Source organism: Anabaena sp. CCY 0017 (assembly GCF_963920885.1).
Lineage (GTDB): Bacteria > Cyanobacteriota > Cyanobacteriia > Cyanobacteriales > Nostocaceae > Nodularia.
Genome location: NZ_CAWUDG010000018.1, coordinates 54,008 through 67,229 on the forward strand (window position 1 = coordinate 54,008; position 13,222 = coordinate 67,229).

Below are 13,222 nucleotides of genomic sequence, written 5' to 3' on the forward strand. Positions count from 1 at the left end.
TGCTAGGAGAGTTTTTTCCATCCTACACTGATGCGATCGCTATAAATACGAACAGTCATTATCCTAGCTCAGAAGACAACTTAAACTCAGTCATCTAAATTCTCTCTGTGTTCTCTGCGTCTCTGTGGTTTTATAAATAAGATTGAATAATGAATACAACACATCTACCCGATCCCGTCCGCTTAGAAATATTCAAAAACCTTTATCAATTTATTGCTGAACAAATGGGAATCGTGCTGCAAAATACAGCCGCATCGGTAAATATCAAAGAACGCCTAGATTTCTCTTGCGCTATTTTTGACACTTCTGGATTATTAGTAGCCAACGCCCCCCATATTCCCGTACATTTAGGCTCAATGAGTGAAAGTGTCCGCAGTTTAATTAACGATAAAGGCGACACCATTAAACCAGGAAATGTTTACCTATCCAACAATCCCTATAACGGCGGAACTCACCTCCCAGATGTCACTGCCATTACCCCCGTTTTCCTCGAAGATACTCACACCTCAATTCCTTTGTTTTACGTAGCTTCTCGTGGACACCAAGCCGATATTGGTGGGATTACACCTGGTTCCATGCCTCCCCACAGCACCACAGTAGAAGAAGAAGGCATTTTATTTGATAATTTTCTCTTAGTAGAACAGGGAAAATTTCAGGAAATTCCAGTACGAAAAATCCTCGCCAATCATCCCTATCCGGCGCGTAACCCTGACCAAAATATTGCTGATTTCAAAGCCCAAATTGCTGCTAATGCTAGAGGAGTGCAAGAACTCCAAAAAATGGTTACTCAATACGGCATTGACACAGTGCAGTCTTACATGAAATTCGTGCAAGATAATGCCGAAGCATCAGTGAGGCGAGCGATAAATCTACTCAAAGATGGCTCATTTACTTATGCAATGGATAATGGGGCAAAAATTAAAGTCACAGTCACAATTGATCGAGAAAATCGTAGCGCTATCATTGATTTTACTGGCACATCTCCACAGCTAAATAGTAACTTTAATGCTCCCAAAGCCGTAACTCAAGCAGCAGTTTTATATGTCTTCCGGACTTTGGTTGATGATAATATTCCCCTGAATGCTGGATGTCTGAACCCTTTAGAAATAATTGTGCCAATTGGCTGTATGCTTAACCCAATCTACCCGGCCGCAGTCGTCGCAGGTAACGTGGAAACCTCCCAAACCATTGTCGATGCTTTATATGGTGCGTTGGGTGTCATGGCTGGTTCCCAGGGAACAATGAATAATTTTACTTTTGGAAATCAGCGTTATCAATATTATGAAACCATCTGCGGTGGTTCTGGCGCAGGAGTTAATTTTGATGGTACTGATGCAGTCCATACCCACATGACCAACTCCCGATTAACTGATCCAGAAGTTTTAGAAACCCGCTATCCTGTATTAGTAGAAAGTTTTAGTCTGCGTCCCCATAGCGGCGGTAAAGGTCAACATTCCGGTGGTAATGGCGTAATTCGCCGCATTCGGTTTTTAGAACCCATGACAGCAAATATTCTCTCTAGCCATCGCGTAGTTCCGCCCTTGGGATTAAATGGAGGGGAAGCAGGAAAAGTAGGACGCAACTGGATAGAACGTCAGGATGGAACCCAAGAGAATTTAAACAGTACCGCTACAGTAGAAATGCAGCCTGGAGATGTTTTTGTGATTGAAACCCCTGGCGGCGGCGGATTTGGTTCACTCTCCTAATTTTGAACTAAGACTCAGATCCCCGACTTCTTGAAGAAGTCGGGGATCTTTCTATTGCGGTTAGGTTTTATTTCTCTTTTTTACCTCCGGAAATTTGCCCTTGTTGGCTTTGTCCTGGTAACTGAACAGTCACAACTCTGGTTTTTTCTTCTTCGGCTTTTGGCATGGTGAGACACAAAACACCATTCTGAAAGTCAGCTTGTACTTTATCGTTTTGAATTCGAGATGGTAGAGGTATTACTCTTTGAAATCTGCCATAACGAAATTCTGAACGCCGCATACCTCTTTTTTGTTCGTCCTTGATTTCACATTTACGTTCACCAGTTACAGAAACCGTATCTGCGGCAACTTTGACATCTAAGTTTTGGGGGTCAATCCCAGGAATTTCCATCCACAGTTTGATATCATCAGATGTTTCTTCCAATTCTGCTGGAGGTACAAATGTCAATCTATCGCTGATGATTTCGCCTGTATCAGTTGAGGGTGTGATTTGATCCAGTAGACGATTCATTTGGCGTTGAATGGTTTCTATTTCTCTAAAAGGTTCCCAGCGACTTAATACCATGATTTTTATCTCCAATTAATTGTTTTAGGTGTTTAAAAGATTCTGCGTTCAGTTCCCCAAGTCCGGAGGCGAAAAGCCAGAATCAGGAGTAAGATACCGAAAATAATGGCGTAAGCACCAATAATCCACAGAATTGCTAATGCGCCAGCAAGAGGCCAGACGAGCAACAATATGCCGAACAATACCGAGGCGATGCCGGCGATCGCTAGTAACCACTCATTCTGAATTTCTTTTCGTATCTGAATGGCTGCGATGATTTCTAAAACGCCAGTAACGATCGCCCAAGCTGCAATCAGATAAAGCAAGACTAATGCTGTGATTCCTGGCCAGATAAAAGCCATGATTCCAACAGCAATACCAATTGCACCTTCGAGCAACATTATCCAACCGTGGGTATGAGTTAGACCATCTCGGAAGGCAGCGATCGCTAATAATACTCCACTGACTAAGACAAAGGCAGCAAAGATAAATATCAAAGCTGTTAGGGTAATATCTGGCCAGAAGAGGGCTGCTAAACCAAAGATGATGGCGATCGCTCCCCGTAATGCAACTGTCCACCAATTCCTGGCCAAGCGCGTTCCCATTCTCATGGGGTCAAGATTTGTCATAGCTGGAGTTTGTAACTGGCGTTGAAGGTTTGTCTAAACACCAAAGGGAAAAGTCTCTGGTGCGTCCCGCATTTCCCAGGTGGGAACTCGGTCTAGAGGTTGGACTCCCTTGGTATCATCAATGTGAATCACCGCATCAAATTGTTCAGGTAAACAAGCATGGAAGTAGTGACTCACACGCTCAGTTTCCGGCTGGTAAATCACACCGATTGCTCTTTCTAGCCGGGGTTGCCGTAGACCCACAATTGCTTGATTCTCATCCCGGAGGTTGAGGTAAAATTGGGGTCTTTCAGTTTCATGGAATAAAGCTTCATAACTTCCAGGTAAAGCAGAGCGAACTTGTTTGAGTTGAGCCGTTTCCCCCCAGTTAGAAACTGCGGTGACAGTACCGGTATAGGTGGTAAAGCCGATATTTACAGCCTCATCGCCATAACGTTCTTTGACCAATTGACCAACATTCACCTCACCCATTGACCCCATATCAGTGGCGCGTGCGTCACCTAAATGGGAGTTGTGTTCCCAAACCACAACTTTGGCTGGTTGACCTTGTTGATCTAAATGTGTGATCAGCTGGTCTAAGGTTTCGGCCATGTGGCGATCGCGAATATTCCAGGAAGACACTCGCCCTTGAAACATGGAACGGTAGTAATGTTCAGCATTTTTGACTAATCGCGCGTTCTGTTCGGCATAAAAGAACTCATCAGCCTTAACTCGCCCGTCTTTCTGCACGTATTCCGCAGTCCGACGTTGCAATTCTTGGAGCTGATTAATTACTTGTTGCTCACAGGATTGGGCAATGCCAAAACTGGTAGCATACCCATATTGTTGGGCATCTTCGCCAAAATGCTCTAAGCATGAATAGCGATCGCGCGCGCGTTGGGCGGCTTCGGGGTCAACTTGATTCAGGTAGCCGAGAACTGCTTCTATGGAAGCATACATACTATAAAGGTCTAACCCATAAAAACCCGTTTTAATAGCTTTTTTGGGCAAACGATCATTGTATTCTCGTAACCAGCCCACAAAATTTAGCACCTCTGTATTTCGCCACATCCATAAAGGGAAGCGTTGGAAATTTAAAAGTGCTTCAGCCGGTGTAGGATCATCATCGACACCCTGGACGTAACGATTAACTCGGTAAGCATCAGGCCAATCTGCTTCCACCGCTACGGCTGTAAACCCCTTTTCTTGAATTAGTCGCTTGGTAATTTCCGCCCGTTGTTCGTAAAATTCATGAGTCCCGTGGGAGGCTTCGCCAATCAAGACAAAACGCGCATTGCCGATTAAATTCATTAATGGGTCGTAGTCTTGATCTGCGCCTGTTAATCGGTGTGCATACCCACGCAGCGCATCGACTATGCTGGTGATAGTTGCGTCTGCCATAATCAATTAATGATTGAGAAATACCCGCACGGGTTTTAAATTCCGTATCACCGCGCAAGTTAAGTTCGATACGGTTTTTACACCTGTTATATTTCGGTTCTTACTACTTTCAGCTTAAAAATCTTCATCTCTGATTCCATCTGGCTAAGGTCGCATGATACTAAATATATGGTTCTCCCTCTAGGAATAGTCAAAACACATATCTTGCATCTTCCATTCCTCTCCCCTGCAAGGAACTACGGTGTACACACAAGTGATCTGCTCCCCTTAAAAAGGGGGACTTTGATTCTATTTCCCCCCTTCTCAAGGGGGGTTAGGGGGGATCGAAACGCTGTTAGGCAACTTGATAAGACTTGTATGTACAACACCATAGCCCTGCAAGGAGAGAGGCTGAAAAAGCCTATTATTTATTTGATACTACGTTATAGATTTTTTGCCCCTTCCCTTGTAGGGAAGGGGTTGGGGTTAGGTTCCGTCGAACTCACGTTTTTATGAAATGTCTGATCAAGTTTGGTTATCACATCTGCAAAAACACCGTGCGATCGCAGTTATTCGCGCCTCAGATATGCGGTTAGCTCAAAAAATGGCTATGGCTGCGGCTGATGGGGGAATGGGGCTGATTGAAATTACCTGGAATAGCGATCGCCCTGGGGAATTAATTAGTCTATTACGGGCGGAGTTACCAAATTGTCTCATTGGCACGGGGACGCTGTTTAATGTCGGACAATTGCAAGAGGCGATCGCTTCTGGGGCGCAATTTCTCTTCTCCCCCCACGTTGATTCTGCCATGATTCAAGCCGCAGTCAAACAAGATGTGCCAATTATACCCGGTGCTATGACTCCCACAGAAATTGTCACTGCTTGGAATCAGGGTGCAAGTTGTGTGAAGGTGTTTCCTGTGCAAGCTGTGGGAGGAGTTAATTATATTAAAAGTTTACAAGGGCCACTGGGTGAAATTCCCTTGATTCCCACTGGGGGAGTGACTTTAGAAAATGCTCCAGAATTTATCCAAGCTGGTGCGATCGCTGTGGGTTTGAGTGGTCAATTATTTCCTGAAAAGCTGGTTATACAAGGAAATTGGCAAGCGATCGCGTCCCACGCAAATCAACTAATGCAGAGTGTAACAACATAGCCTAAGAAGTATAAAGGGCTACTGAATAATCCTCCCGACGGCACACACAACCCGAAAACCAAGACCGTAGTAGTGGTCGTCGCGACCATAGTAGTCGCGAAACGCAGAACGGCAGCTTCTAGGATAGATGCCCCAGGAACCGCCCCGCAGTACGGTTCTTCCTTTTTTCTGGTAAAAATTATCATTATTATCAAACCAAGCACAACCATCTATTGGCGCTCCTTCATAGTTACCGTGCCAATCATCCAGACACCATTCCCATACGTTGCCGTGCATATCGTATAATCCAAAGTTGTTGGCTACCCCAAAACTCCCTACTTCTGTTGTTTCTTCTCTGTCAACTCCTTTAACCCCATCACCATAGGTGTAGTTGCCATCATAGTTAGCCAAATCGGTTGTAATTGTCTCACCAAAATGGAATGGGCTAGTAGTTTCAGCACGACAGGCATATTCCCATTCTGCTTCACTGGGTAGGCGGTACTGCCTTTTTGTATGGGCAGTCAGACGCTTCACCCTCAATCCAATAAATCATAAATAACCATAAATAACCATAAATCAAGACATTTGGCAGATTTAACCAGAAAATTCCGGAATCAATCTAACTAAGCCCGAAATAAAAAATAGTAGAGGTAAATCATTTTGTTTATCTCAAAGAGATTTTGCGTAAATCCTGACCGAAAAATTTGTAGTTTAAGTTACATCGCCACAATAAATCTACGGTGACTGATCTGGAAGTGTTGGGGAATTTCCCAAAGATCAACACCTGATGATTTGTATTTTCGATCAACACGACTAATCACGATAGCAACAGCTCATTTTTGCCGAAACCAGCAAACCAAATATATAAGGTAATGCAATATGCAAAGGTGGATACGTTCAACAGGAACTTTCTGCACAGGTGTAGTATTAGCGATCGCGACTTTGGTTTCCTGTCCACCACCAACCACAGGTGACTCCAACTCTGCTATAGTCAACGCCGCACCACCTAACAATAGTTTCACCATAGCGCAACGAAACTCCAAACCTCGCCGGATTGAAATTAGCTTATCTGAACAACGCCTACGCGCCTGGGAAGGTAAAAAACTCATATATTCATACCGAGTTTCTACAGGTAAACGCTCTACCCCCACTCCTACAGGTAGTTATCGAATTAACTCTAAGCATCGCGTTAACCGAATGCGAGGCAGGGGCTATGATATTCCTGATGTTCCTTATGCGATGTATTACCACCGAGGCTATGCCATTCACGGTGCTTACTGGCACAACAACTTTGGGACTCCAATGAGTCGTGGTTGTACCAATTTACCAGTGTCCCAAGCTCGAAAACTATATAACTGGGCTTCAGTTGGGACTTTAGTCGTAGTCCGGAGATAAAAGGTGTAGGGGCAATTAATGAATTGCCCCTAGGGAAAATTTCTGGCAATGTATAATTATTTTCTACCAGATGCCTATTCAGTTAAAAAAGTGATATAGTTAGTGATAATACTGAATAAATATCTAAAATCCAACCAGTAGAGGCAAGTATGGCTACGCTATGCAAGCTATCACCAATATTATTCGTTCTTCACGGGTATATTGCTCAACCTGCCCCTACTGCAAAATCTAAAGCTAGTTTTGGAAAAAAATTTAGCGGGCAATCTTACTTGTCTAAGCTAAAACCTAAGTATTTTATATCAATATGAACTGGAAGCAAATATCTCTATACTTTGTAGCCTTTTCCTTGCCCTTATATTTTCATGCTCCTGTTGCTTCAGCACAGACACCATATCAGTCTGAGCAGACAAAAGAAACTTGGCAAATTAGCCAAACATTTAAACCACCAAAACGAGGTGCGCCTCCCGCAAGTGCTGGTGGTTCAACCCGTGGTATTACTTGTCTCACGAATAACCAAAAATTAATTTCTTTAACACCTCCAGATAAATTGGGGCTAACATTGGCAACACACCCGACATTTTTCTGGTTTATACCTAAAACTCCAGTAAAAACAGCCAGGTTTCTACTCTTAACTGATAACTCTCAAAAAGTCGTTTATGAAACTACTTTGAAACTACCAAATCAACCAGGAATTATTAGCTTGACCCTCCCGGAAAGTGTTGATGCACTGGAAGTAGGTAAAACTTATAACTGGTCTTTAAACATTGTGTGTAATGCTAATGACTTTAGCGGCAATCCGGGGGTAAATGGTTTTGTGGAACGTATTCAGCCAGAATTACCCCTATCCGCAGCGTTAAAAACAGCAAATCTGCGGACTTTGCCTACTATCTATGCAGAAGCAGGAATTTGGCATGAGGCTTTAACAAGTTTGGTGGAACTACGCCGTGCAGAACCGAATAGTTTCAACGTCAGATTGAATTGGCGAAAATTCTTTAACTCGGTGGGGCTAAATGCGATCGCCTCAGAACCCTTCCTTGATTGCTGTGTTGCTGAGGATACATTAGCAAAATAATGTGGGCAAAGCTGAAACCCAAAATTTGGCAATGGCGAGGTGTAATAATTGCAGTTCCTCATATTACACTCTTAGTAATTGCACTGCGCTTGACTGGATTATTACAATTGTTGGAATTAGCAGCCCTGGATCAATTCTTTCTCCTGCGTCCACCAGAGCCTGTAGATTCTCGGATTGTCATAGTTGAAATTAATGAAGCAGATGTTCGTCAACAAAAACAATGGCCTATGTCTGATAAATCTCTAGCCATTGTGTTAGAGAAAATTAAACAACAGCAACCCAAAGCCATTGGTTTAGATATCTATCGTGATTTACCTGTAAATCCTGGTCATCAAGACTTACTTGAAGTATTTGCTTCTACACCCAATTTAATTGGAGTGCAAAAGGTTTCTGATACTTTTGATAGTTCTGCCGTTGATCCATCTCCTTTACTCAAGGAACTTGAGCAAATTGGAGCTAATGACTTACCTTTAGATGGTGATGGCAAAATTCGCCGGGCATTGTTATATGTCAATTTAGACGATGATCAAACTTTAAGAAGCTTTGCATTAGAACTAGCATTATTTTACTTGGAAGCAGAAGGAATTACCGAAAAGCCAGCCGCTAATAACCCTAATTATTTACAGTTAGGTAAAGGTATTTTCCCGATTTTTGAAGCTAACGATGGGGGTTATGTCCGAGCCGATGCTGGCAGCTATCAAGTTCTGTTAAACTATCGAGGTGGGATACAGCAGTTTACCAATATTTCCCTCACAGATGTGCAAGCAGACCGCATCCCCAGTCAGTTAATGCAAGACAAAATAGTATTAATTGGTGCAAGTGCAGAAAGTTTGAAAGATTTATTTTATACGCCTTATAGTAGTAATATATTGACTCATCCCGAACGCATGGCGGGTGTGACAATTCATGCTAATTTGATTAGTCAAATTTTGAGTGCGGCTTTAGATGGTCGTCCATTGATTAAGTATTTACCTGAACCAATCGAATGGCTATTAATATTAGGCTGTTCAATTCTTGGTGCTACTTTAGCTTGGTTAGAACGTCACACTAATCACCAAAAAATTGTGATTGTTGTGAGTATTTCTTTAGTGGGTGCTGGTTTACTTGGTGGCAGCTTTTTGGCGTTTTTGGCTGGGTGGTGGATTCCTATTGTACCTTTACTGTTAGCGTTAGGTGGGTCTGCGATCGCCCTAACTCAGTATATTGCCCAAAGTGTTACCGAGATGCGAAGAACCCTGGGGCGCTATCTCACAGATGAAGTCGTGGCTAATATTCTGGAAACTCCTTCTGGGTTAAAGCTAGGCGGAGAACGGCGAAAAGTCACCACACTCATGTCTGATTTAAGAGGATTTTCCGCGATTGCAGAACAGTTTCCCCCTGAGCAAGTCGTGAAAATTCTCAATCTGTATTTGGGCGCAATGACCGATGTAATTAACCAGTATCAAGGCACAATTAACGAGTTTATGGGCGATGGCATTTTGGTAATGTTTGGTGCGCCCATTCGTCGTGCAGATGATTCTCAAAGAGCGATCGCTTGTGCGGTAGCAATGCAATTAGCGATGCAGCAAGTAAATGCTAAAAATCAACAAATGGATTTACCAATCCTGGAAATGGGAATTGGGATTAATACAGGTGAAGTGGTTGCGGGAAATATAGGTTCTCAAAAACGCGCTCAATACACAATTATTGGCAGTCATGTGAATTTAGCAGCCCGCATTGAGACTTATACTGTGGGAGGACAGATTTTGATTTCTGAAAATACCTGCAAAGATGCCGATATTGACCTGGAAATTGTCGGAGAACTGCAAATAGAACCCAAGGGAATCAAAGACCCTGTTACCATATATGATATTCGTGGTATTGGCGGTAAATACAACCTGTTTTTGCCTAAAGATAATGAGGCAATGATTAAATTAAGTCAAGAATTGCCTATTGAATACACCATTTTGCAAGGAAAACACGATCTAGGAACCTTATTACAGGGTTCATTAGTAAGTCTCTCACCAAAAGAAGCACAATTGCGATCGCCTGATTCTTTAGAACTTTTTAGTAATCTTAAACTCAAGTTATTGATTAAGTCAGAATCAGCTACAGATTTAGGGCATTTTTATGGTAAGGTCATTAAAAAATTAGATGCTGACGAGCATTATTTTTTAATTCGGTTTACAGCTATTCCTCCTGAAATAGTTTCAGTGTTAAATAATTTATGTCCTGGACTGACAAGCCTAAAATAGTACATTAAACATAAAACCTTGACGATATAGATCCCCGACTTCTCAAAGAAGTCGGGGATCTGGATATGCCAAAAAGTTTTAAAACTGTTTTATTGTGGCTGATTCAGAGAATCACTCAATTGAGTTTCTGTATAATGAGGAACCCATCCTTCTGCGGTTGTAAAATAGCGCACCGCTTTTAAATGTAACAAAGCTGTAGGACTACACCAATGTTCAACACCTGCGGGAATATGAATATAGTTTTGTGATTGAATTAATAACTGTATCTGCTGACCATCAGGTTTGACAAAACCAAAAATCATTTCTCCTGCCAATATGTAGAGAGCTTCAGGTGCAGTATGATGATGGTAGCGGTTGTAAGTAGCTATAATATTCTGAAAATTCGGTGAACCTGGATGTATATTTAGCAAATCAGCCCACATATAGCCATTTTCTTGCTGAATAAATTCAAAAACACTATTATGTAACTCTATTATCTGCTGTTTCTCGGCATCATTTAAAATATCCTGTTCTAGAAGTTGGGGAAAAAGCAGAGATGTTCCTGGGTCATAATGTTTTAAACAGATACCAAGAGGCGCAATTTCTCTGAGTATTTCATGGAAATCGCTCTTGATTGTGCCGTCGTCTAGTAATAAGGTGGGCATGACAAAAATACTAAATAAAAAAACTATATTTAACTTTAACTCTGTAAGCCACAATCCCGATAGATATACCGGAGATTACGCTTTGATATATTCTACCCTGTGTAGTCCAGCGATTGTCATTAGAATGATGTGCAAAAATACCATAAGAGTCTAAGCTAGTACAAGCGAACTATTATGGGTGTGGAATGTCTGACTTAATTTTGTTTTGGCATCGTCGTGATTTACGTATTTCTGATAATACAGGACTAGCTGCGGCTAGAGAACAGAGTGCAAAAGTTGTGGGTGTATTTTGCCTAGATACTCAAATTCTGTCACGGGATGATGTCGCCCCGGCGAGAGTTACATACATGATTGGCTGTTTACAAGCACTACAACAGCGATATGCCGAAGTTGGTAGCCAATTGTTAATCCTGCATGGCAATCCTATACAAGTTATACCAGCTTTAGCGGAAGGGTTAAATGCTAAGGCTGTATTTTGGAACTGGGATGTAGAACCCTATTCTCAAACACGCGATCGCACAATAATTGATATCCTAAAATCAAAGGGCATTGAATTTCTGCTGGAAAATTGGGATCAAATTCTCCACTCACCCGATGAAATTCGTACAGGTGCGAAAAGTCCTTACACTGTTTACAGTCCTTTCTGGAAAAATTGGAGTAGCAAACCCAAGGCGAAACCAGTAGAAACACTGCAAAATGTTGTAGGTTTAACAGAGGCTGAACAAGAAATTGCTAAACAAGCGGGAGTTATTCCCTTACCCACAGCTAGAGATTTAGGATTTATCTGGGATGGAGATTTAAGTATTGCACCAGGAGAAGCCGCAGCACAAGAACGATTAGAGGAATTTACTACTAGTGCTATTACTGAATATCAAGAACAGCGTAATTTTCCTGGTGTTGATGGTACATCAAGATTGAGTGCGGCTTTAAAGTTTGGTGTAATTGGTATTCGCAAGGTGTGGTCAGCGACTTTAGAGGCGCGAGAATTTAGCCGCAGCGAAGAAGCAGAAGCTAGTATCCGCACATGGCAACAGGAATTAGCCTGGCGGGAGTTTTATCAACACGCTATGTATAATTTTCCAGAGTTGGCTGAGGGTGCTTACCGTGACACTTTTAAAGATTTTCCTTGGCAAAATAACGAGGAATATTTTCAGGCTTGGTGTGAGGGTAAAACTGGTTATCCCATTGTGGATGCGGCTATGCGCCAGTTAAATGAAATGGGTTGGATGCACAACCGTTGTCGAATGATTGTGGCGAGTTTTTTAACTAAAGATTTAATTATTAATCCCCAGTGGGGAGAAAAATATTTTATGCAGAAACTAATTGACGGTGATTTGTCTGCTAATAATGGCGGTTGGCAATGGAGTGCTTCTAGTGGTATGGACCCGAAGCCGTTAAGGATTTTCAACCCTGCTAGTCAAGCCCAAAAGTTTGATGGGGAAGGGGAATATATTCGCCAATGGGTATCAGAATTAAGTTCTGTAGATACAGAGTATTTAGTTACTGGAAAAATTCCACCTTTGGAGCTTCACGGTATTGACTATCCTTCACCAATTGTAGACCATAAGGTGCAGCAAGCTTTATTTAAACGGATGTATCAAGAGCAAAGAATTCTCGTTAGTTCTGAATCTTGACTCAGGTTTTGGAACTATGCCACAATCAATTTTCTGGTGAGATTAACAAAATAGTTGTCGGCATACATTCCAAAACCCATTTATAGCAAAGTGCTGAATGGTAAGCCAATTACAGGTATTTTCATTTTCAGGTAAATAGACCACACGGTAGGGGCGCAAGGCCTTGCGCCCCTACCGTGTGGTTCAAATACATGAAAACTGATGTAAATATGAGAGTGCTAGAGTTTCAATCCTTCCAAGACTGGTAAGGGTTTGAGGTTTAGATGAGAGCGAAATTGGTATTCTTTAGCTGCTGTGAGGGCTTGCTTGGCTTGTTCTAAGGCATAAGTCGCCTCTTGCTGTTTTTTAATGGTCTGATTTTGGCGCTTGATGGCAATTTCCGCATGGCTAATTTTTCTCACCTTTTCTTTGAGTAATAACAGCCATGCTGCGGTTTCATTCTGAAGTTCTTCCAGAGTCAGGGGTTTGACTAATAAACGTAGCTCATCAACAGGGATATTCGGCTCTATAGTCGTCATTGCAACTTGAGCATCCCCACTGGTTAAAGGTTTAACTTTTTCAATTCCAGTTTCTTCAGCTTCGACTGTTTGCGATAGCGAAGCGCTGCTGCAAGCAGATCGCCCTACTGGCGTGACAAGCTTAAAATGAGGCATTAGCCAAAGTCCATATCATCGGCGTTTATCTGCGTTTATCGGCGTTTTTTTACCTCCAAACTAATGCACTATTTTAGCCTTGTCAGTCCACTACTGTACCCCATAAGGTGACAGCACAAACAATACTCACGAGAAAAATAGCACGAACTCGATAGTGCATCACGGTCTGTTTCTCCTCGCACCCGAAAATTATTTATATGACTCTAATTAATAAAACTTT

The 13,222-nt window shown here is 42.2% G+C and carries 12 protein-coding genes; 6 read left to right on the forward strand and 6 right to left on the reverse strand.

What is annotated here, in order from left to right; genetic code table 11:
- Positions 1–149 precede the first annotated feature (149 nt).
- Complete coding sequence (locus tag ACM0OW_RS19080) at positions 150–1,706, forward strand: hydantoinase B/oxoprolinase family protein (protein ID WP_414551727.1); 1,557 nt, start codon at positions 150–152, stop codon at positions 1,704–1,706.
- Positions 1,707–1,773: 67 nt separating this feature from the next.
- Here ACM0OW_RS19080 and ACM0OW_RS19085 read toward each other — a convergent pair whose 3' ends face one another.
- Genes ACM0OW_RS19085 through ACM0OW_RS19095 form a run of 3 tightly spaced genes read right to left on the reverse strand, consistent with a single transcriptional unit; the run spans position 1,774 to position 4,259 of the window.
- Positions 1,774–2,271, reverse strand: coding sequence for an Hsp20/alpha crystallin family protein (locus ACM0OW_RS19085; protein WP_414551728.1), 498 nt, complete (start codon positions 2,269–2,271; stop codon positions 1,774–1,776).
- Between the two features lie 32 nt (positions 2,272–2,303).
- Entirely contained in the window at positions 2,304–2,861 is a 558-nt protein-coding gene (locus tag ACM0OW_RS19090; protein ID WP_414551762.1) for an HdeD family acid-resistance protein, read from the reverse strand.
- Positions 2,862–2,912: 51 nt separating this feature from the next.
- A complete protein-coding gene (locus ACM0OW_RS19095; RefSeq protein ID WP_414551729.1) occupies positions 2,913–4,259 on the reverse strand; it encodes an erythromycin esterase family protein in 1,347 nt (448 codons plus the stop codon).
- A 496-nt stretch (positions 4,260–4,755) separates the two neighbouring features.
- Here ACM0OW_RS19095 and ACM0OW_RS19100 point away from each other — a divergent pair, with 496 nt between their 5' ends.
- Positions 4,756–5,391 carry a bifunctional 4-hydroxy-2-oxoglutarate aldolase/2-dehydro-3-deoxy-phosphogluconate aldolase gene (locus tag ACM0OW_RS19100; protein ID WP_414551730.1) on the forward strand — a complete coding sequence of 212 codons (636 nt, stop codon included), beginning with the start codon at positions 4,756–4,758 and terminating at the stop codon, positions 5,389–5,391.
- Between the two features lie 18 nt (positions 5,392–5,409).
- Here the strand turns inward: ACM0OW_RS19100 and ACM0OW_RS19105 are convergent, their stop codons facing one another.
- Positions 5,410–5,904: a formylglycine-generating enzyme family protein gene (locus ACM0OW_RS19105; RefSeq protein ID WP_414551731.1), complete on the reverse strand. Its 495-nt coding sequence runs from the start codon at positions 5,902–5,904 to the stop codon at positions 5,410–5,412.
- A 345-nt stretch (positions 5,905–6,249) separates the two neighbouring features.
- On the opposite strand from ACM0OW_RS19105, the gene ACM0OW_RS19110 reads away from it, so the two are divergent.
- From ACM0OW_RS19110 to ACM0OW_RS19120, 3 genes are all read left to right on the forward strand, one after another.
- Complete coding sequence (locus ACM0OW_RS19110; protein ID WP_414551732.1) at positions 6,250–6,765, forward strand: L,D-transpeptidase; 516 nt, start codon at positions 6,250–6,252, stop codon at positions 6,763–6,765.
- A 304-nt stretch (positions 6,766–7,069) separates the two neighbouring features.
- Positions 7,070–7,837 (forward strand): DUF928 domain-containing protein, encoded by a 768-nt coding sequence (locus tag ACM0OW_RS19115; protein ID WP_414551733.1) that lies wholly within the window; start codon positions 7,070–7,072, stop codon positions 7,835–7,837.
- Positions 7,837–10,071, forward strand: coding sequence for a CHASE2 domain-containing protein (locus ACM0OW_RS19120; RefSeq protein WP_414551734.1), 2,235 nt, complete (start codon positions 7,837–7,839; stop codon positions 10,069–10,071). Before ACM0OW_RS19115 ends, ACM0OW_RS19120 begins: the two co-directional genes overlap by 1 nt.
- An 89-nt stretch (positions 10,072–10,160) precedes the next feature.
- On the opposite strand, the gene ACM0OW_RS19125 is transcribed toward ACM0OW_RS19120, so the two are convergent.
- On the reverse strand, positions 10,161–10,715 hold the full coding sequence (locus ACM0OW_RS19125; protein ID WP_414551735.1) for an acireductone dioxygenase: 555 nt from the start codon (positions 10,713–10,715) through the stop codon (positions 10,161–10,163).
- Positions 10,716–10,900: 185 nt separating this feature from the next.
- Here ACM0OW_RS19125 and ACM0OW_RS19130 point away from each other — a divergent pair, with 185 nt between their 5' ends.
- Positions 10,901–12,349 carry an FAD-binding domain-containing protein gene (locus tag ACM0OW_RS19130; RefSeq protein ID WP_414551736.1) on the forward strand — a complete coding sequence of 483 codons (1,449 nt, stop codon included), beginning with the start codon at positions 10,901–10,903 and terminating at the stop codon, positions 12,347–12,349.
- A 218-nt stretch (positions 12,350–12,567) separates the two neighbouring features.
- On the opposite strand, the gene ACM0OW_RS19135 is transcribed toward ACM0OW_RS19130, so the two are convergent.
- Positions 12,568–13,002, reverse strand: coding sequence for a hypothetical protein (locus ACM0OW_RS19135; RefSeq protein ID WP_414551737.1), 435 nt, complete (start codon positions 13,000–13,002; stop codon positions 12,568–12,570).
- Between the last annotated feature and the right edge of the window lie 220 nt (positions 13,003–13,222).

Excerpts from the sequence above, each read along its gene's own strand:
- ACM0OW_RS19090 (WP_414551762.1), bottom strand. The coding sequence starts at position 2,861 with ATGAGAATGGGAACGCGCTTGGCCAGGAATTGGTGGACAGTTGCATTA.
- ACM0OW_RS19115 (WP_414551733.1), top strand. The coding sequence starts at position 7,070 with ATGAACTGGAAGCAAATATCTCTATACTTTGTAGCCTTTTCCTTGCCC.
- ACM0OW_RS19110 (WP_414551732.1), top strand. The coding sequence starts at position 6,250 with ATGCAAAGGTGGATACGTTCAACAGGAACTTTCTGCACAGGTGTAGTA.
- ACM0OW_RS19130 (WP_414551736.1), top strand. The coding sequence starts at position 10,901 with ATGTCTGACTTAATTTTGTTTTGGCATCGTCGTGATTTACGTATTTCT.
- ACM0OW_RS19125 (WP_414551735.1), bottom strand. The coding sequence starts at position 10,715 with ATGCCCACCTTATTACTAGACGACGGCACAATCAAGAGCGATTTCCAT.
- ACM0OW_RS19080 (WP_414551727.1), top strand. The coding sequence starts at position 150 with ATGAATACAACACATCTACCCGATCCCGTCCGCTTAGAAATATTCAAA.
- ACM0OW_RS19085 (WP_414551728.1), bottom strand. The coding sequence starts at position 2,271 with ATGGTATTAAGTCGCTGGGAACCTTTTAGAGAAATAGAAACCATTCAA.
- ACM0OW_RS19120 (WP_414551734.1), top strand. The coding sequence starts at position 7,837 with ATGTGGGCAAAGCTGAAACCCAAAATTTGGCAATGGCGAGGTGTAATA.
- ACM0OW_RS19135 (WP_414551737.1), bottom strand. The coding sequence starts at position 13,002 with ATGCCTCATTTTAAGCTTGTCACGCCAGTAGGGCGATCTGCTTGCAGC.
- ACM0OW_RS19095 (WP_414551729.1), bottom strand. The coding sequence starts at position 4,259 with ATGGCAGACGCAACTATCACCAGCATAGTCGATGCGCTGCGTGGGTAT.
- ACM0OW_RS19100 (WP_414551730.1), top strand. The coding sequence starts at position 4,756 with ATGTCTGATCAAGTTTGGTTATCACATCTGCAAAAACACCGTGCGATC.